At 73.1% G+C, this 18565-nt stretch carries 15 protein-coding genes; 11 read left to right on the top strand and 4 right to left on the bottom strand.

The genetic code is table 11. The features are described from left to right. Positions 1–44: 44 nt before the first annotated feature. The 9 genes from tsf (at position 45) to HDR73_RS15610 (ending at position 7697) form a co-directional block, all read left to right on the top strand. On the top strand, positions 45–872 hold the full coding sequence (gene tsf / locus HDR73_RS15650; protein ID WP_012298200.1) for a translation elongation factor Ts: 828 nt from the start codon (positions 45–47) through the stop codon (positions 870–872). 159 nt (positions 873–1031) lie between these two features. Next, positions 1032–1748, top strand: coding sequence for a UMP kinase (pyrH, locus tag HDR73_RS15645; RefSeq protein ID WP_012298201.1), 717 nt, complete (start codon positions 1032–1034; stop codon positions 1746–1748). A gap of 152 nt (positions 1749–1900) precedes the next feature. Next, a complete protein-coding gene (gene frr, locus HDR73_RS15640) occupies positions 1901–2419 on the top strand; it encodes a ribosome recycling factor (protein ID WP_049791889.1) in 519 nt (172 codons plus the stop codon). Further along, positions 2420–3460 carry a phosphatidate cytidylyltransferase gene (locus HDR73_RS15635; protein ID WP_041464373.1) on the top strand — a complete coding sequence of 347 codons (1041 nt, stop codon included), beginning with the start codon at positions 2420–2422 and terminating at the stop codon, positions 3458–3460. Positions 3461–3470: 10 nt separating this feature from the next. Further along, positions 3471–4016, top strand: a complete 546-nt coding sequence (locus tag HDR73_RS15630) for a DivIVA domain-containing protein (protein ID WP_041464374.1) — start codon at positions 3471–3473, stop codon at positions 4014–4016. A gap of 192 nt (positions 4017–4208) precedes the next feature. After that, complete coding sequence (locus tag HDR73_RS15625; RefSeq protein ID WP_012298205.1) at positions 4209–4835, top strand: aggregation-promoting factor C-terminal-like domain-containing protein; 627 nt, start codon at positions 4209–4211, stop codon at positions 4833–4835. A gap of 68 nt (positions 4836–4903) precedes the next feature. Further along, entirely contained in the window at positions 4904–6634 is a 1731-nt protein-coding gene (locus HDR73_RS15620; RefSeq protein WP_012298206.1) for a cation:proton antiporter, read from the top strand. 35 nt (positions 6635–6669) lie between these two features. After that, positions 6670–6966, top strand: a complete 297-nt coding sequence (locus tag HDR73_RS15615; RefSeq protein ID WP_012298207.1) for an Rv1322 family protein — start codon at positions 6670–6672, stop codon at positions 6964–6966. Next, complete coding sequence (locus tag HDR73_RS15610) at positions 6963–7697, top strand: alpha/beta hydrolase (RefSeq protein WP_012298208.1); 735 nt, start codon at positions 6963–6965, stop codon at positions 7695–7697. Before HDR73_RS15615 ends, HDR73_RS15610 begins: the two co-directional genes overlap by 4 nt. A 15-nt stretch (positions 7698–7712) precedes the next feature. Here the strand turns inward: HDR73_RS15610 and HDR73_RS15605 are convergent, their stop codons facing one another. Further along, a complete protein-coding gene (locus tag HDR73_RS15605; protein ID WP_012298209.1) occupies positions 7713–8771 on the bottom strand; it encodes an AI-2E family transporter in 1059 nt (352 codons plus the stop codon). A 26-nt stretch (positions 8772–8797) separates the two neighbouring features. Further along, a complete protein-coding gene (locus HDR73_RS15600) occupies positions 8798–10573 on the bottom strand; it encodes a coiled-coil domain-containing protein (protein WP_012298210.1) in 1776 nt (591 codons plus the stop codon). A 285-nt stretch (positions 10574–10858) separates the two neighbouring features. Here HDR73_RS15600 and HDR73_RS15595 point away from each other — a divergent pair, with 285 nt between their 5' ends. Both HDR73_RS15595 and HDR73_RS15590 read left to right on the top strand, forming a co-directional pair. Further along, positions 10859–12703 carry a DUF8094 domain-containing protein gene (locus tag HDR73_RS15595; protein ID WP_012298211.1) on the top strand — a complete coding sequence of 615 codons (1845 nt, stop codon included), beginning with the start codon at positions 10859–10861 and terminating at the stop codon, positions 12701–12703. Next, the gene (locus HDR73_RS15590; protein ID WP_041464376.1) at positions 12700–13695 is read left to right on the top strand and encodes a tetratricopeptide repeat protein; all 996 of its coding nucleotides are present in this window, start codon (positions 12700–12702) and stop codon (positions 13693–13695) included. The genes HDR73_RS15595 and HDR73_RS15590 overlap by 4 nt, the downstream gene beginning before the upstream one ends. A gap of 75 nt (positions 13696–13770) precedes the next feature. On the opposite strand, the gene glgB is transcribed toward HDR73_RS15590, so the two are convergent. Both glgB and HDR73_RS15580 read right to left on the bottom strand, forming a co-directional pair. Continuing rightward, entirely contained in the window at positions 13771–16347 is a 2577-nt protein-coding gene (glgB, locus tag HDR73_RS15585) for a 1,4-alpha-glucan branching protein GlgB (RefSeq protein WP_012298213.1), read from the bottom strand. Beyond that, on the bottom strand, positions 16344–18565 hold a 2222-nt coding region (locus HDR73_RS15580), incomplete at its 5' end, for an alpha-1,4-glucan--maltose-1-phosphate maltosyltransferase (protein WP_353734317.1). The genes glgB and HDR73_RS15580, both read right to left, overlap by 4 nt.

Here is an 18565-nt window from a genome sequence, read left to right as displayed (position 1 = left end):
CCGGGAGACCCCCGGATCATCACCTACAGAAGGAGTCCATGAGCATGGCGAACTTCACTGCCGCTGACGTCAAGGAGCTGCGCGACCGCCTCGGCGCCGGCATGATGGACAGCAAGAACGCGCTGGTCGAGGCCGACGGCGACATCGAGAAGGCCATCGAGATCCTCCGCCTCAAGGGCCAGAAGGGCAATGCCAAGCGCGGCGACCGCTCCACCGCCGAGGGCCTCGTCGCCGCGTCCGAGCAGGACGGCGCCGCCACCCTCATCGAGCTCGCGTGCGAGACCGACTTCGTCGCGAAGAACGACAAGTTCATCGCGCTGTCCGAGTCCGTCCTGGCCGCCGTCGTCGCGGCCGGCGCGTCCACCGTCGAGGAGGCCCTCCAGGCCCCCGCCGGCGAGCAGACCGTAGACCAGCTGATCAGCGACCGGGCCGCGATCCTCGGCGAGAAGATCGCGCTCCGTCGCGTCGCCCGCCTCGCCGGCGAGCACCAGGAGATCTACCTCCACCGCACGTCGAAGGACCTCCCGCCCCAGGTCGGCGTCGTCGTCGACTACAGCGGCACCGACGCGGAGACCGCGCGCAGCATCGCCCAGCACATCGCGTTCGCCAACCCGGAGTACCTCGCCCGCGAGGACGTCCCGGCGGACAAGGTCGAGGCCGAGCGCGCGATCGTCACCGAGATCTCCCGCAACGAGGGCAAGCCCGAGGCCGCCCTGCCGAAGATCATCGAGGGTCGCCTCACCGGGTTCTTCAAGCAGGTCGCGCTCCTCGAGCAGGACTACGCGAAGGACAACAAGCAGTCGGTCAAGAAGGTCGTCGAGGCCGCGGGCCTCACGGTCACGGGCTTCGCCCGCTTCAAGGTCGGCGCCTAGCACCACCACCACGGGGAGCCCGGGTCGCATGCGACCCGGGCTCCCTTCTCCATGTCCGGGGAGAGCGGCCGCGAGGCGCCCCCGCCCCCGCCGGGCGGCACAGTACATTGGACCGGGGCCGGATCCGGCGACCGGAACGCGAGGACGGGAACAGCACCTATGACCGATCAGACCACCACCCGCCGCGTCCTCCTCAAGCTCTCCGGGGAGTCCTTCGGCGGCGGCCAGATGGGCGTCGACCCGGACGTCGTCAGCGCGCTGGCCCGCGAGATCGCCGAAGCGGCGAAGACCGTCGAGGTCGCCATCGTCGTCGGCGGAGGCAACTTCTTCCGCGGCGCGCAGCTCTCGCAGCGCGGCATGGACCGCGGTCGCGCGGACTACATGGGCATGCTCGGCACCGTGATGAACGCCCTCGCGCTGCAGGACTTCCTCGAGCAGGCCGGCGCCGCCACACGCGTCCAGTCGGCCATCTCCATGACCCAGGTCGCCGAGCCGTACATCCCGCGCCGTGCCGTGCGCCACCTCGAGAAGGGCCGCATCGTGATCTTCGGCGCCGGCGCCGGGCTGCCGTACTTCTCCACCGACACGGTGGCCGCGCAGCGCGCCCTCGAGATCTCGGCCACCGAGGTCCTCGTCGCCAAGAACGGCGTCGACGGCGTCTACACGGGGGATCCCCGCACGGACTCGACCGCCACGCTCCTCGACACCGTCACCTACCAGGACGCCCTCCAGCGCGGCCTCAAGGTCGTCGACTCGACCGCGTTCAGCCTCTGCATGGACAACGACATGAAGATGGTCGTCTTCGGCATGGAGCCCGGCGGCAACGTCACCCGGGCCATCCGGGGCGAGCGCATCGGCACCATCGTCTCCAACTGACGACCGGCGCTCCGCCGACGCCCCCGTCGGGCCGCGTCGCGGTCGGAGCGCCTCTCCATCCGCGTTAAGATCGACCGGGCGCCTGCCGCGCCCGCACTACCGAAGGAGATCCCGTGACCGTCGCCGAAGTCCTCGCAGATGCCCGAGACCGGATGGGCAAGGCCGTCGAGGCCGTGAAGGAGGACTTCGGGAGCGTGCGCACGGGCCGCGCCAACCCCGCCCTCTTCCAGAAGGTCATGGTCGAGTACTACGGCAGCCCCACGCCCCTCGGCCAGCTCGCGAGCATGAACAACCCCGAGGCGCGCACGCTCATCGTCACGCCCTACGACAAGACGGCCCTCAAGGAGATCGAGAAGGCCCTCGTCAACGTCCCCAACCTCAGCGCGACGGTCGGCAACGACGGCGAGATGGTGCGCTTCACTCTCCCCGAGCTCACCGAGGACCGCCGCAAGGAGTTCGTCAAGATCGTCCGCGGCAAGGCGGAGGAGGGGCGCGTGAGCGTCCGCAACATCCGCCGCCGGTCCAAGGACGAGCTGGACGCGCTCAAGGGCGAGGTCGGCGACGACGAGGTCGCGCGCGTCGAGAAGGAGCTCGAGGCCCTCACCAAGACGCACACCGACCAGGTCGACGACGCGCTGAAGCGCAAAGAGACCGAACTCCTCGAGGTCTAGGTGGCCAGCCCCGAGGATCCCGTCGAGCGGGCGCCCATCGTGCCGCCCGCCTCGGGCCCCGACGGCGCTCCGCGGATCCGTCGGCACCGCGGCCGCGTGACGCGCGCCGAGTTCGAGGCGCAGGTGCAGGCGACCCGCGCCGACCTGACGGCCCAGGTGCGCGCGACGCGCGCGTCCATCGAGGCGACGAACGCCCGCATCAACGCCCGCACGGGTCGCAACCTGCTATTCGCGGTGAGCGTGGGCCTCCTCCTCGGCGGGGTCGTCCTGGCGAGCCTCGTCGTCGAGAAGCAGCTGTTCCTGCTCATCGGCATTGCGCTCGTGGCCTTCACCGCGTACGAGCTCGCCACGGCGCTGCGCCAGGCGGGTCGTCGCGTGCCGCGCGTCGGCTCGGTGATCGCCGTCGTCGCGCTCGTGCCGATCACCTACTACGGCAGGCCGGACGGGCAGTGGCTGGGGCTCGTCGGGGCCATGGCCTTCGTCGCGCTCTGGCGTGTGGTGGAGCAGGCGGTGCCCGCCCGGCGGACGTCCGCGCGCGCCGTCGTGGGCGACATCGGCTCGAGCGTCTTCCTGCTCGCCTACGTGGGGCTCCTCGGCTCGTTCGCCGTGCTGCTCACCGCGGGCGACGGTGGCGAGTGGTGGACCCTGGCGTTCCTCATCCTCGTGGTGTGCTGCGACACGGGCGCCTACGTCGCCGGGCTCAACTTCGGCAAGCACCCCATGGCGCCGACGATCAGCCCGAAGAAGACATGGGAGGGATTCGCCGGCGCGGTCGTCGCCGCGGTGCTCGCCGGGATCTTGCTCTCGCTGTTCATGATCCAGCAGGAGTGGTGGTTCGGCGTGGTGCTCGGCCTCGTGATCGTGGTGACCGCGACCCTGGGCGACCTGGCCGAGTCGCTCATCAAGCGCGACCTCGGCGTGAAGGACATCAGCTCCTGGCTGCCGGGCCACGGAGGGTTCCTCGACCGCCTCGACTCGGTCCTGCCCTCCGCCGCGGTGGCCTATGCGCTGTTCCTCATCGTCACGGGCGCTTCCTCGTAGGATGTCCCGGATGACCACCACCTTCCCGAGCGCCGGGCGCCGCGAGCGCGGCTACGACCCGGACCAGGTCAATGCCTTCCTGCGCGACGCGCGCCGCTGCTACGACGACGAGGCCGACCGGTCGCTGACGTCCGAGACGATCCGGCGGGTGTCCTTCGACATGCGCCGCGGGGGCTACTCGGCCGCCGCCGTCGACCGCGTGCTCGAGCGCCTGGAGGACGCCTTCGCCGTCCGGGAGCGCGACCGCACCATCGCCCGGGTGGGTGCCGACGCGTGGAACGCGGAGGCGCGTCGCGCGGCCCAGGAGATCCTCGACCGGGTCAGCCGGCCGACGGGGGAGCGGTTCGACCGGGCGGGGTTCCTGACCACCGGGTACGACCGGCGCGAGGTCGACCGCTTCGCGGACCGCATCGCGAAGTACTTCCGCGGCACCAAGCCCATGAGCGTGGACGACGTCCGGACGGTGGCGTTCCACCCGCGCCGCGGCGGGTACCGGGAGGCGCAGGTCGACCTGCTGCTGGACGCGGTCATCGACGTCATGAACGCCGTCCGCTGAGGAACCGGGAGCTCCTCCTCATCCGATCCGCCTGGCAGGACGCCCCCGATCCGGTCCGGGAGTCGCCATCCGGGTAACGGTTGGGTAAAGTCATGCGGAGCCATGGGTAGACACACGAACGATCTCGCACCTCGCCAGCCGCTCACCACCGCGCCGAGGCCCGTTCCGCGACGGCGCTCCGCGTTCTCGCGCGTGGCCGCCCCCACCATCGCCTTCGGCGCAGCTGCGGCGTTCATGCTTGTCAACGTCGTGGATCCCACGTCCGGCGCGGTCGCGAACCCCCAGTACCAGGAGTACCAGGCGACCGTCGCGCAGCTGGCCCGTGCGGACGCACAGACGCTCGCGGTGCCCTCGGCCGACACGGCGGTGGAGATCGAGCCCGGCTTCGAGTCCGTGGCCGCCCCGCCGCCCCCGCCGCCCGTCGAGACCCCCGCCCCGTCGACCGGATCCGGTGTCGGCTCCGGTTCCGGTGCGAAGTCGTCCGGCTCCGCCGGTGGAGGTGCCATCGCGATCCCCGACCCTGGCAGCGCCAAGGGCATCGCCCGCAGCATCCTCGCCTCGCAGGGCATGGGCGACGACCAGTACGCGTGCCTCGACTACCTCTGGACCAAGGAGTCCGGGTGGCGGGTGAGCGCCTACAACCCCAGCGGTGCGTACGGCATCCCGCAGGCCCTGCCCGGCAGCAAGATGGCGTCCGCGGGCGCCGACTGGCAGACGAACCCGGCCACGCAGATCACGTGGGGCCTCGGCTACATCGACTCGCGCTACGGCTCGCCGTGCGGTGCGAAGGCGCACAGCGTCCTCAAGAACTGGTATTGACGACGCCGCGTCCGCGACCCCGCGCTGAGGCGCGCGGCGCGGACACGTCGCCCGGCTAGCCTCGGGTCATGGACTACGCGGCTCTCGGTGTCGTCGGGATCGCGATCCTGGTGGCCGTCACGCTCGTGGCGCGTCGCATCGGCGTGGCCACCCCGCTGGTGCTCGTGCTCGTGGGCGTCGGCATCTCGTACCTGCCGGGCGTGCCCCCTGTGGAGGTGCCGCCTGAGCTGATCCTCGCCGGCGTCCTCCCGCCGCTGCTCTACGGCGCGGCGGTGACGGTGCCGCTCGTGGACTTCCGGCGCAACCTCCGCACGATCGTCAGCCTCTCGGTCGTCCTGGTGCTCGTGTCCGCCTTCGGGATCGGCCTGCTGCTCTACGCGCTCTTCCCCGACCTCTCCTTCGCCAGCGCCCTGGCCCTCGGCGCCGTGGTCAGCCCGCCCGACGCGGTGGCCGCCACGAGCATCGCCCGTCGGCTCGGCCTCCCGCCCCGGCTCGTGACCGTGCTCGAGGGGGAGGGCCTCGTCAACGACGCGACGGCCCTCGTGCTGCTGCGCACCTCGATCGCCGCGGTCGGCGCATCCGTCGACCTGTGGCAGGCCGCCGGCGGCTTCGTGCTCTCCGCGGTGGGCGCCCTGGCCATCGGGATCGCCGTCGGCATCATCACCACCGAGGTGCGGCGACGGCTCGACGACCCGGTCCTCGACACCGCGATCTCCTTCGCCGTGCCGTTCGTCGCCTTCATCCCCGCGGAGGAGGTCGGGGCCTCCGGCGTGCTCGCGGTGGTGGCCGCCGGGATCTGGTCGGGCCACCGGAGCGCGTCGACGCTGTCGGCGCAGTCGCGCATCAACGAGCGGCTCAACTGGCGGACCGTGCTGTTCCTCCTGGAGAACGGCGTCTTCCTCGTGATGGGGCTGGAGCTCCGCGACATCCTCGACGAGGTGCAGGAGGCCGACCTCGGGGTCGGCAGGGCGGTGGCGTACGGGGTCCTCACGCTGGTCGTCCTGACCCTCATCCGCTTCGGGTTCCTGGTGCCGCTGCTGCTCGGACTCCGGCGCCACGAGGAGCACGTCGCGGCGCGCACGCGCCGGGTGCGGCGCGGCCTCGAGCGACTCCGGCGGGAACGGGGCGACGACCGGCCCTCGCGTCGGGAGCGGGCGGCCACGCGGATCCTCCGCCGTCGTCGCGCCGACCTGCAGGCCCTCCGCTCGCACGGGCTCGGATGGCGCGGCGGCCTCGTGCTCGGCTGGGCGGGCATGCGGGGCGTGGTGACGCTCGCGGCCGCGCAGTCGCTGCCGTCGGGGACGCCGTACCGCGCGCAGCTCGTGCTGATCGCCTTCACGGTCGCGATCGTCTCGCTGCTGGTCAACGGCGGCACGCTCCCCGCCGTGATCCGGCTGAGCGGGATCCGCGGCAGCGACGCCGTCGAGGACCAGCGCCAGCTCGCGGGGCTCGTCTCCGAGCTGGCCGAGGCGGGGATCCGCGCCGTCGACGAGGGCGTCCGCCAGCTGCCCGAGGGGACCCTCGTGGACGACGACGTCGTCGAGCGCGTGCGCCGCGACACGGCGCTGAAGGCCGAGTGGGTGACCGAGCGCGCGGACGCCATGGCGGCGGACGACGACGCGCCCCTCAGCCCGCGCGCCGCGTACCTGCTGCTGCGGCGTCACGTCCTCGACGCCGAGCGCGCCGCGCTGCTCGAGGCGCGCGGCACGGGGGAGCATCCGTCGCGCGTGCTCGCTCGCGCCCAGCGCATGCTCGACCAGGAGGAGGCGCGCCTCGGCCGCCAGGCGGACGCCGGCTGAGCGGACCCGCGAGCGCGGCCGCCTAGGATCGGATCATGCCGCGCAGCAATCGACCCCGGGGGAGACGCGCGCGGGAGGAGGAGGACGAGGACGTGCTCACGCGCCTCCTCAGCGGCTCCCAGCACACCGAGACCCGACGGGGCCGCGTCTGGAACGTGCAGCCCGTGTCCGCCGCGCGGGCCCTCAAGCTCTACCGCTGCCCGGGTTGCACCCTCGACATCGAGCCCGGCCACGCGCACGTGGTGGCCTGGCGCGCCGACGGCATGATGGGCGAGCAGAGCGACCTCGCCGCCCGTCGCCACTGGCACACCCACTGCTGGAAGGTCTCATGACGGACACCGCCCCCCGCCCGATCACGAGCTCCACCGAGCTGCCCGCGCGTCGCGAGGACGTCGAGCTCGTCACCGCCGACGGCCTGCGGCTCGTGGGGGAGCTGGCGCTGCCCGCCGACCGGGATCCTGTGGCGACGCTCGTGACGCTGCACCCGCTGCCCACGGCGGGCGGCTTCATGGACTCGCACGTGCTCCGCAAGGCCGCGCTGCGCCTGCCCGCGATGGCCGGGCTGGCGGTGCTGCGCTTCAACACGCGCGGCACGACGTCGGCCCGGGGCACGAGCGAGGGCGCCTTCGACGGCGGGGACGCGGAGCGGCTCGACCTGGCGGCAGCCATGGACCTCGTCGCGGCGCGGGGCCTCCCCGCCCCGTGGATCGTCGGCTGGTCGTTCGGCACGGAGATCGCGCTGAAGCACGGCCGCGAGCACCCCGTCGAGGGCGCCATCCTGCTGTCGCCCCCGCTGCACCGCGCGAGCGCCGACGAGGTGGCCGCGTGGCACGGGGATCCCCGCCGCCTCGTGATCCTCGTGCCCGAGCACGACGACTTCCTGCGGCCCGCCGAGGCGCGCGAGCGCTTCGCGTCGGTGCCGGAGGCGGAGCTGATCGCCGTGGACGGCGCCAAGCACCTGTGGGTGGGGGAGTCGCAGGTGTCGCGCGTGCTCACCGAGATCGTGCGGACGGTCGCCCCTGAGGCGCTGCCGCTGCCGACCGAGTGGCCGGCCGCGCGCTGAACCCGCGCGACGCGGTCAGCGCTCGTTCTGCAGCGGGACCGCGACCTGGCGGATGATCAGCAGCACCGCGGCAGCCACCGGCACCGCGATGAGCGCCCCGAGCACGCCGAGGAGGGTGCCGCCCGTGAGCGCCGCGATCACCACCACGACGCCCGGCACCTTGACCGCGCGGTTCATGATGTTGGGGCTCAGCACGTACGCCTCGATCTGCATGTAGACGAGGTAGTAGACGGCCACGGCGATCCACGTGTTCATCGACTCCGGCAGCAGCACGATCTGGCCGAGCACGATGAGCGCCGAGCCGGTGATCGTGCCTACGAGGGGCAGCAGCGAGAACAGGAACGCGATGAACGCCCACACCGCGGGCAGGGCCGCTCCGACGATGCTGAGGTAGACGAAGCTGAGAACGCCGTTGCAGAGCGCGAGGCCGACCTGGCCCATGACGTAGCGGCCGACGGACTGCGTGATCTGCTCGGCGATGTCGGCGAAGCGGGCGCGGCGCGTGGCCGGCACCAGCTTGTAGAGGCCGCTCTTGAACGAGTTGAGCGAGGCCGTGAAGTACATCGTCAGGATCACGACGATGACCAGGCCGAAGAGGAAGTTGCCGATCGTGAAGGCGACCGTGAGGACGTTGCCCGTGATGGTCGCGACGTTCGAGGCGTTGGAGAGGTACTGGACCAGCTGGTCCGCCCCGGTCTGCACGTCGAAGACCTCGCGCGGCACGAACGACTGCAGGTTCTCGATGAACTGGTCGCCGCTGACGCTCTGCGCGTACTGCACGATCTGCGTGACGAGGGCGCTCGCCTGGTTCACGACGACGGGGATGACCGCCAGCAGCACGCCGGCGAGCGAGCCGAGCAGCGCCAGGAAGATCACGAGGATCGCGACCGGGCGGGGCACGCCCTTGCGCTCGAGGAACGTGACGAGCGGGTCGATGCCGAGGGCCAGGAAGATGGCCGTGCCCACGTAGGTGAGGACGGTGCCGAGCGACACGAGCGCCCCGCCGATGACGAGCGCGGTGAGCACGCCGAGGCCCGCCAGGAGGCCGAGGCGGTAGGGGTTCTGGATCTTCACGTCGTGTGCTCCGAGTCGGCGCGCGATCAGCGCGCGGTGCGGGATTCGTCGTCGTCGGAGGAGGCGTCGTCCGCCTGGGTCAGCACGCCGCGGACGTTCTCGAGGTACGCGGCCACCGCCTCGCGCTCGATCCTAATGCGGTCGAGCCGCTCCTCCGCGTCGGCCACGGTCTCGCGCGCACGGCGCTCCGCGTCGGCCACGGTCGCGCGCGCGCGGCGCTCCGCGTCGGCGATGGCGGCGCGCGCGTCGTGGTCGGCGTCGTCCCGCACCGTGCGGGCGGCGTCGCGGCTCTCCTTCGCGAGCGTCTCCGCCTCCTCGCGCGTGGAGGAGAGCAGCGCCGTCACCTCCTGCAGCCGCGCCTCCGCCTCGCCGAGGTATTCGGCGGTGCGCTCGGCGGCCTCGCGCTGGCGCTCGGCGGCGTCGCGGGCGTCGTGGTCGCGGCGCGCGGTGATCTCGGCGTCGAGGTCGAGGTGGCCCTGCTCGATCTCGCGGCTGAGCATCAGGCGCGCCTCGTCGGCCTCGGCCTGGATCTCGCGCCGGGCCTCGGCGGCCTCCCGCTCGAGGCGGAGGCGCTCGGCCTCCCGACGGTCGGCCTCCAGGGCCTCGGCCTGGGCGATCTCCCGCTCGAGGGCGGCGCGGGCGGTGACGGCCTCGAGCTCGAGCTGCTCGCGCGTCGCCCGGGTCTCGCGCTCCAGGCGCTCGGTGCCCTGGGCGATGTCGCGGGCGAGGTCGGTGCGGGCCTCGTCGACGTCGCGCGCGAGGTCGGCCCGTGCGCTCGCCACCTCGAGCTCCAGCGCCTCGCGCGTCTCGGCGATCTCCCGCTCGAGAGCGGCGCGGGTCTCCTCCACGTCGCGGTCGAACGCGGTGCGCTCCGCGTGGATCCGGCGATCGAAGTCGTCGCGCGACGCCTGCAGCTCACGGTCCCAGTCGGTGCGCGCCTGCTCGATCTCGCGGTCGAGGTCGGCGCGCGTCTGCTCCTCGAGCTGGGCGAGGGCGATGCGCCGCGTCTCCTCGTCGAGCCGCAGGCGCTCCTCGGTCTCCCGCGCGTCGCGGTCGAGGTCGGCGCGCTCCTCCGCGACGGTCTCGTCGTGCCGCGCGCGCGCGTCGGCGAGCTCGCGCTCGAGCGCGCCGCGGGCCAGGACGGTCTCGCGGGCGAGGTCGGCGGCGTCGCGACGGGCCTCGTCGGTCTCGCGGTCGACGCGGGCGCGGAGCTCCGCGACCTCGCGCGCCGCCTCCGCGCGCTGGGCGTCGGTCTCGCGCTCCGCGGTGGAACGGAGGTCGGCCACCTCGGTGCGCGTGCGGAGGAGGAGAGCCGCCGCCTCGCGCTCGGCGTCGCTGCGGAGTCCCTCCGCGCGGTCGTCCGCGCGCTCGTGCAGGTCGTCCGCCTCGCGGCGCGCGGCGTCGAGGATCTGCGCGGCCTGCGCCCGCGCGGAGTCCACCAGGTGGCGGGCGGTCGCCTCGGCCTCGGCGCGCTGCGCGTCCGTCTCCTCCTGCGTGGCGCGGCGGAGCCGTGCGGCGTCCACGTCCGCCTGCGCGACCAGGCGCGTCGACTGCTCCTCGGCGACGCGGAGGGTCGCCTCCAGGCGACTGCCGAGCCCGGCGAAGGTGGGGCTGCCCACCTCCTCCAGCTCGTCGCGCAGCTCCTGCTCGCTGCGGCGGAGGCGGTCGGCCTCGGCACGGAGCTCCGCGCCCTGCTGGTTCGAGCGGATGAGCTCGCGGCGCAGGTCGGCGACGGCCCGGTCGACCTCGTCGCGGTTGTAGCCGCGCATGGCAGGGCTGAACGGCGTGTCGTCGTGGGGCACGGGGAGACTCCTTCGCGGGCGGCTCGCGCACGCCGGGCGGGGCGCAGCAGGTGCCGATCCTACCGAGTCGGCATCCGGCGACCCGGCCCGTCTCCCGGGGTGCGCGGCCGCCCGGGCAGGCGCTCCCAGGGTCGTCCGGTATCCTTCGATGTCGTCGTCCGCCGCCGGTCCGCCGGAGCACGGCGGGTCCGTCGCGAGAGCACACGTGCTCATCGGCCGCCTCGGTCGGCATCCCGACCGCCGCGCATGCGGCCGCCGCCCGCGACGACACGAGAGGAGACACCCGTGCGATTCGTCCTGGCGATCGCGACCTTCGTGGTCGCCGCCCTCATGATCGGGCTGGGGATCGCCCAGCACACCTTCCTGGCAGGGCCCGACCGCATCACCGCGGCCACGTCCTCCGCCGACGGCGCCGCGTACACGGTCGTCGACGGGAAGACGCTCAACGCGCACCCCGGCCTGCAGGACACGGTGGTCCGCGGCGACGGCGAGGTCTTCGCGGCCTACGGCCCCACGTCCGACGTCGAGGCGTGGGTGGGCAGCAGCCCGTACACGCGCATCGCGATGGACGACGAGGGCGCGCTGACGAGCCAGGTCGTCGAGCCCGAGGCGACGACGCCGAGCCCCACCGCCGGGTCCTCCGGCACCGACGCGTCGGGCACCGCCGCGGCGACGCCGACGGTCACCGATCCGCGCGGATCCGACCTCTGGCTCTCCGAGCAGACCGGACAGGGCGAGGTGTCGCTCAGCACCCGGCTCCCGGACGACGTGAGCCTCATCCTCGCCACCGACGGCCAGGCGGCGGCACCGGCTGACGTCGAGCTCTCGTGGCCGTCCGAGGGCGAGTCTCCCTGGGTCGTCCCGCTCGTGATCGGCGGCATCGTCCTGCTCGTCGTCGGGCTCGTCCTCTACCTCCTGGCGCTCCGCCACCTGCGCCGCAGCCGGGGGCCCCGCCGCAACCTCCCGCCGCGCGGCGGCCCGCGCATCCCGCGCATCGGCCCGGCCGCCCGTCGTGCGGCGCTCACCGCAGGCACGGGGGCCGCACCCGTGGCGCCCCGGGGACGCGGGCGTCGCAGCCGCATCGCGCTGCCCGTCCTCGTCGTCACCGGCCTCGCGCTCAGCGGGTGCACCGCGCAGGGCGCGCCGGCCGACCTCGCCGCGGGCGTGGGATCCACCGCGACGCCCACCCCCACCTCATCGCTCGACGCGGCCCGGGAGGCGGAGGACGCGGATCCGCCTGTCGTCACCCAGGACCAGGCCGAGCGCATCGTGTCCCGCGTCTCCGAGGTCGCGACCGCCGCGGACCAGTCCCTCGACGCCGCGACCCTGGCGCCCCGGTTCGCCGGCCCGGCGCTGCAGGAGCGCACCTCGGACTACCAGGTGCGCAAGGCCAAGCCCGACATCGCCGCCGTCCCCGCGATCCCCGCGGGCGACCTGCAGCTGACGCTGCCGCAGGCGACGCTGACCTGGCCGCGCACCGTCGCGGCGGTCGTCAAGGACCCCGACACGGAGGACGCGCCCACGCTCTCCCTGACGCTCGTGCAGGACAGCCCGCGCGAGAACTACCGGGTGCTGTACGCGATGCCCATCTCCACCACCGCGGCGCTGCCCGACGTCGCGCCTGCCGCCATCGGCGCGGCGCGGCTCGCTGCGGACGTGAAGCTCCTGGCCGTGCAGCCGGATCAGCTCTCCGCGGCCTACGCGGACGTGCTCAACAAGGGCGACGCCAGCCAGTACGCCGACCTGTTCGACCCGGCGGACGACGGCGTGCGGGCGCAGGACGCCAAGCGCAAGGTCGACTTCACGGCGTCGATCGGCGAGACCGGCTCCGTCGAGTTCACGGCCGCTGCCGACTCCGCCACGCCCGTCGCGATGTCGACGGTCGAGTCGGGTGCGCTCGTGAGCGTCACCGTGCAGCTCGGCATCGTCGCGAAGCCCACCGCGGAGGGCGCGAAGATCAACGCGAACCCGGAGGTCCAGGCGATCACCGGGCTCACCGACTCGGCGAAGGGCTTCGACACCGTCCGCACGGCGCAGATGCTCATGTACGTGCCGCCCGTGAACTCGGGCGAGAAGATCCGCCTGTACGCCTCCAGCACCCACATCACCTCGGCCAAGGAGCTCCCATGACGAACGTGCCCCCCTCCGCCGCCAGCCTCCGTGGCGCGGTCGACCTGTCCTCGCTCGTGAACCGGGCGCAGTCCCCGGCCGCGCCCGCAGGAGCGCCGGCCGCCTCGGGTGCGCCGGGTGCGCCCGCCGCACCGGGTAGCGCGGCCGGTGCCCCGCAGACGGTCGACGTCCCTGGCCTCGTGCTCGCGGCCGACGACGCGTCCTTCACGCAGTTCCTCGACATCTCGTCCGTGGTGCCCGTCATCGTCGAGCTCGTCTCGACGGGCCTCGCCTCCAGCCGCGAGCTGTCGCCCGTGCTCGAGCGCGTGGTGACCGAGCAGGGCGGGCGCGTGCTCCTCGTGCGCATCGACGTGGACCAGAGCCCGCAGCTCGGCCAGGCCTTCCAGGCGCAGACCGTCCCCACGGTCGCGGCGCTCATCGGCGGACGCCCCGTCGGCCTGTTCGCGGGCGTGATCCCAGAGGACCAGGTGCGCGACGTCATCCAGCAGGTGCTGGAGCTGGCGCAGCAGAACGGCGTGACCGGCCAGGCCGTGGCGCCCGACGCAACTGCCGCTCCCGCCGCCCCGGTGGAGGAGCCGCTGCCGCCGCACCACGCGGAGGCGTACGCCTTCATCGAGCAGGGCGACTACGCGTCCGCCGCCGCCGAGTACCGCACGGCCATCGCGCAGAACCCCCGCGACGCCCTCGCCGTGGCCGGCCTGGCCCAGGTGAGCCTCCTCGAGCGTCTCGACGGGAAGGCGGCGGACGAGATCCGCGCCGGTGCCGCGTCCGGGCCCGACGACGTGGACGCGCAGCTGCTCGTCGCCGACCTCGACCTCTCCGGCGGGCACGTGGAGGACGCGTTCACGCGCCTCCTCGAGCTGTTCCCGTCGGCGGACGCCGCCGGTCGCGACGCCATCCGCCAGCGCCTCCTCGAGCACTTCGAGGTCGTCGGCCTCGAGGACCCGCGGGTCGGGGTAGCCCGCCGCCAGCTCACGCGCCTCCTCTACTGACGCGCGTCCCCACGGACGACGACGGCGCCGCACCCCCTCGGGGATGCGGCGCCGTCGTCGTCGGGTCGGACGGGATCAGACGGTGGGCACCCGCGGGGCGCCGTCGTCGGAGCCGGGAGCGTCATCCGTCGCGGACAGGCCCTCGACGGGCGGCTGCGCGTCGGGCGACTGCGGGAGCACGGGCGCGGCCGTGGCCTCGGCGAACGGCGTGCCATCGGCGCGCGTCTCGTCCGCGTCGGGTGCCGCCTGCGCCGGGGCCTCGACGGGGCGGAGATCGGCCGGATCCTGCTTCAGCCGGAGCCACAGGCCCGCGAGCGGCGGCAGCGTCAGCTCGGCCGACGCGGGTCGACCGTGCCAGCCCTCCTCGCCCGCGTGCACGGCGCCGAGGTTGCCCACGCCGGATCCGCCGAACTGCTCGGCGTCCGTGTTGAGGATCTCCTCCCACACGCCCGCCTGCGGCAGCCCCAGCCGGTAGCCCGAGATCGGCGCACCGGAGAAGTTGTGCACGACGGCGACCTGGTTCCCCTCGCGGTCGCGACGGAGGAACGCGAGCACGTTGCGCCCGGCGTCGCCCGCGTCGATCCATTCGAAGCCGGCCGGGTCGTTGTCGAGCGCCCAGAGCGCGGGCGTGTCGACGTACGTGCGGTTGAGCGACCCGACGAGGTCGAACAGGGCGCGGTGGAGGGGCTGGTCGAGGATCCACCAGTCGAGTCCGCGCTCCTCGCTCCACTCGGACACCTGCCCGAACTCCTGGCCCATGAACAGCAGCTGCTTGCCGGGGTGCGACCACATGAAGCTGAGGTAGGCGCGCACGTTGGCGAGCTTCTGCCAATGGTCGCCCGGCATCTTGCCGACGAGCGAGCCTTTCCCGTGCACGACCTCGTCGTGGCTGATGGGGAGGAGGAAGTTCTCCGTGTACGCGTAGACCATCGAGAACGTGATCTGCCCGTGGTGGTACGAGCGGTACATCGGGTCCTCGGCCGCGTAGTCGAGGGTGTCGTGCATCCAGCCCATGTTCCACTTGAGCCCGAAGCCGAGGCCGCCGTCGCTCGTGGGGCGCGTGACGCCGGGGAAGCTCGTGGACTCCTCGGCGATCATCACGATGCCGGGGTGCGTGCGGTACGCGGTGGCGTTGACCTCCTGCAGGAAGCTGATCGCCTCCAGGTTCTCGCGGCCGCCGTGCACGTTGGGGAGCCACTGGCCCTCCTCGCGCGAGTAGTCGAGGTACAGCATCGAGGCCACGGCGTCGACCCGGAGGCCGTCGATGTGGAACTCCTCGAACCAGTACAGCGCGTTAGCGACGAGGAAGTCGCGGACCTGCGAGTGGCCGAAGTCGAAGACGAGCGTGCCCCAGTCCTGCTGCTCGCCGCGGCGCGGATCCGTGTGCTCGTAGAGCGGCTGGCCGTCGAACTGCGCGAGCGCGAAGGCGTCCTTGGGGAAGTGGGCGGGGACCCAGTCCACGATGACGCCGATGCCGGCGCGGTGCAGCGAGTCGATGAGGTGCTTGAGGTCGTCGGGGGATCCGAAGCGCGAGGTGGGCGCGTAGTAGCCGGACACCTGGTAGCCCCAGGATCCGCCGAACGGGTGCTCGGCGAGCGGCAGGAACTCGACGTGGGTGTACCGCAGCTCCTGCAGGTAGGCGACGAGCTCGCCGGCGACCTCGCGGTAGCCGAGGCCGGGGCGCCAGGATCCGAGGTGCATCTCGTAGACACTCATGGGGGAGTCGTGCGGGTCGCGCGCGGCCCGCTCCTCGAGCCAGGCGTCGTCGTCCCACTGGTAGTCGCTCGTCTCGACGCGCGAGGCGGTGGCCGGCGGGACCTCGGTCATGCGGGCCATGGGGTCGGCCTTCTCGATCCACTCGCCGGCCTGCGTGAGGATCTCGAACTTGTACGAGACGCCGGGCTCGACGCCCGGGACGAAGAGCTCCCAGACGCCGTTGCCGTCGAGGCGGCGCATCGCGTGCTGAACGCCGTCCCACCCGTTGAACGAGCCGATGACGCGGACGGCCCGGGCGTGCGGCGCCCAGACGGAGAAGGAGACGCCGACGTACGTCTGCGCGACGCCCCAGTGCTCGCGGTGGTGGGCGCCGAGGACGTCCCAGAGGCGCTCGTGGCGGCCCTCGCCGAACAGGTAGAGGTCGAGGTCGCCCACGGTGGGGAGGAAGCGGTACGGGTCCTCGGCGGTCCAGGTGCCGCCGTCGGAGTAGCGCGCCTCGACCTGGTAGTCCTGGAGGCCGAGCACGTGCGCGCCCTGCCAGACGCCGTGGCCGACGTGGGCGAGCGCGACGCGGGCGCCCGTGGAGAGGATCACCGAGACCGCCTCCGCCAGGGGTCGCAGCGCGCGGACGACCACGAGGTCGTCGGAGACGCCGTCGATCGCCACGGGGTGCTGGCCGAGGACCGAGTGCGGTCCGGAGTGGACGCCCTCGGCGACGGCGCGCAGGTCGTGGTCGGCGACCTCGGGGAGGCGGACGGGGTCGGCGGAGGCGGGTGCCTCCTCGGCTGCGCTGTCGTCGGCCGGGGGCACGCTCACGTCGGCACCCTGCTCGATGTCGGCGTCGGCGGCCGGCGGCACGACGACGTCGGCGCCGGGGAGCTCGTCCCGGGGGTCCCGGGGGTCCTGCTGGGGGGTGGTGTCTGTCATGTCCGTCATCCCTTCGATGCGGTCGGGGTGACCCGGAGCACGTGCACGGGGTGCGTGAACGCGTCGAGCCGGACGAAGTTGGAGGTGGACCACGTGTAGACGTCGCCCGTGAGGAGGTCCTCGACCTCGAACACGGCGTCCTCGGCGAGGCCCCAGCGCGTGGGATCCAGGTGGACCTGGGTCTCGCGCGCGGAGTGCGGGTCGACGTTCGCGACCACGAGGATCGTGTCGGCCTCGCCGGTGCCGGTGTGCTCGGCGGCGAGGTGCTTGGAATAGACGAGGATCGAGTCGTCGTCGCTCCAGTGCACGTCGAGGTTGCGGAGCTGGCGGAGCGCGGGGTGCTGGCGGCGGATCTCGTTGAGGCGCGTGATCTCCGGCGCGATGGATCCGCCGAGCTCCTCCTGGCGCGCCCAGTCGCGCGGCTTGTACTCGTACTTCTCGTTGTCGATGTTCTCCTCGGCGCCGGGGCGCGCGACGTTCTCGATCAGCTCGTAGCCCGAGTAGATGCCCCAGGAGGGCGAGGCGGTCGCGGCGATCGCGGCGCGGATCCGGTAGGCGGCACGCCCGCCGAACTGCAGGTAGGGCGTGAGGATGTCGTGCGTGTTGGCGAAGAAGTTCGGGCGGAGGTAGTCGCTCGTCTCGTGGCTGACCTCGGTGAGGTACTCCTCGAGCTCCTGCTTCGTGTTGCGCCACGTGAAGTACGTGTACGACTGCTGGAAGCCGATCTTGGCCAGCGTCCGCATCATCGCCGGGCGCGTGAACGCCTCGCTGAGGAAGATCGCGTCGGGCTCGTCGCGCATGACCTGGTGGATGAGGCGCTCCCAGAACACGAGCGGCTTGGTGTGCGGGTTGTCGACGCGGAAGATCTTGACGCCGAGGCCCAGCCACACCCGCATGACGCGGAGCATCTCGCGGTACGACCCTTCGGGGTCGTTGTCGAAGTTCAGCGGGTAGATGTCCTGGTACTTCTTCGGCGGGTTCTCCGCGAAGGCGATGGACCCGTCGGGCAGCGTCGTGAACAGCTCCGGGTGCGTCGTGACCCAGGGGTGGTCGGGCGAGGCCTGCAGCGCGATGTCGATCGCGAGCTCCATGCCGTGGTCGGCGACCGCGCGGACGAACTCGCGGAAGTCGTCCGCGGTGCCGAGCTCGGGGTGGATGCTGTCGTGGCCGCCGTCCTCGGAGCCGATGCCGTAGGGCGAGCCCGGGTCGTGCGGGCCGGCGGTGAGCGTGTTGTTCGGGCCCTTGCGGTTGGTGCGGCCGATGGGGTGCACCGGCGGGATGTAGACGACGTCGAAGCCCATGTCGCGGATCGCGGGGAGGCGGCGGGCGGCGGTCGCGAACGTGCCGCTCGTCCAGGAGCCGTCCTCGTGCTCGACGGCGCCCTCCGAGCGCGGGAAGAACTCGTACCAGGATCCGACGGCTGCGCGCTCGCGCTCCACGACGATCGTGCGCTCCGGGGAGAGCGTGACGAGGCTGCGGAGCGGGACGCGGTCGATGGCGGCGAGGACCTCGGGGGTCGTGGCCGCGGCGAGGCGCGCGTCGGGCGCCGCGTCGGCGTCGGAGATGCCGGCCAGGGCGGCGCGGAGCACGTCGCGGTCGGCGGCGTCCCGGGTCCCGTCGGCGGCCGCGCGCTCGAGCGCCTCCGCGCCCAGGGCGAGCATCACGTCGACGTCGAGGCCGGCGGGCACCTTGATCTCGGCGTTGTGCAGCCAGGTGCCGAAGTCGTCGGACCACGCGCTGACGCGCCAGGTCCAGACGCCCTGGGTCTCGAGCTGTGCGGACGTGATCCACCGGTCGAGGCCGGGCTTCGTGGCGTCGAGCGACATGCGGTGCGAGGTCTCCGCGCCGGTGGGATCGGTGAGGAGGACGTCGGCGCCGATGAGGTCGTGGCCCTCGCGGAAGATCGTCGCGCCGAACGGCACCACGTCGTGGACGAAGCTCTTGGCGGGCCAGAGGTCGTCCTCGATCTGCGGGGTGAGCGACAGGATCGGGATGCGGCCGATGACGGGGACGTAGTCGTCGGTCGCGGGGTCGGCGGTCTGCGCGGGCTCGGCGGATGGTGTCGGCTCGATCGGCAGGTCGCGCTCGGCGCCGGGCGTCGGCTCGGCGACGGGGGCGGCGTGGCGGGGAGCGGACGGCGTGACCGGCTCCGGCGTGGATGCGGGCTCCGGGGCGGGCGCGGAGGGCGGGGGTTCGGCGGCGGCTGCTGCGGCGGGCTCGGGCTCCG

Source organism: Clavibacter sp., assembly GCF_014802555.1.
Taxonomy (GTDB): domain Bacteria; phylum Actinomycetota; class Actinomycetes; order Actinomycetales; family Microbacteriaceae; genus Clavibacter; species Clavibacter sepedonicus.
The sequence above is the reverse complement of the archived record's forward strand: the minus strand, read 5'-3'. Positions and strand labels throughout refer to the sequence as shown.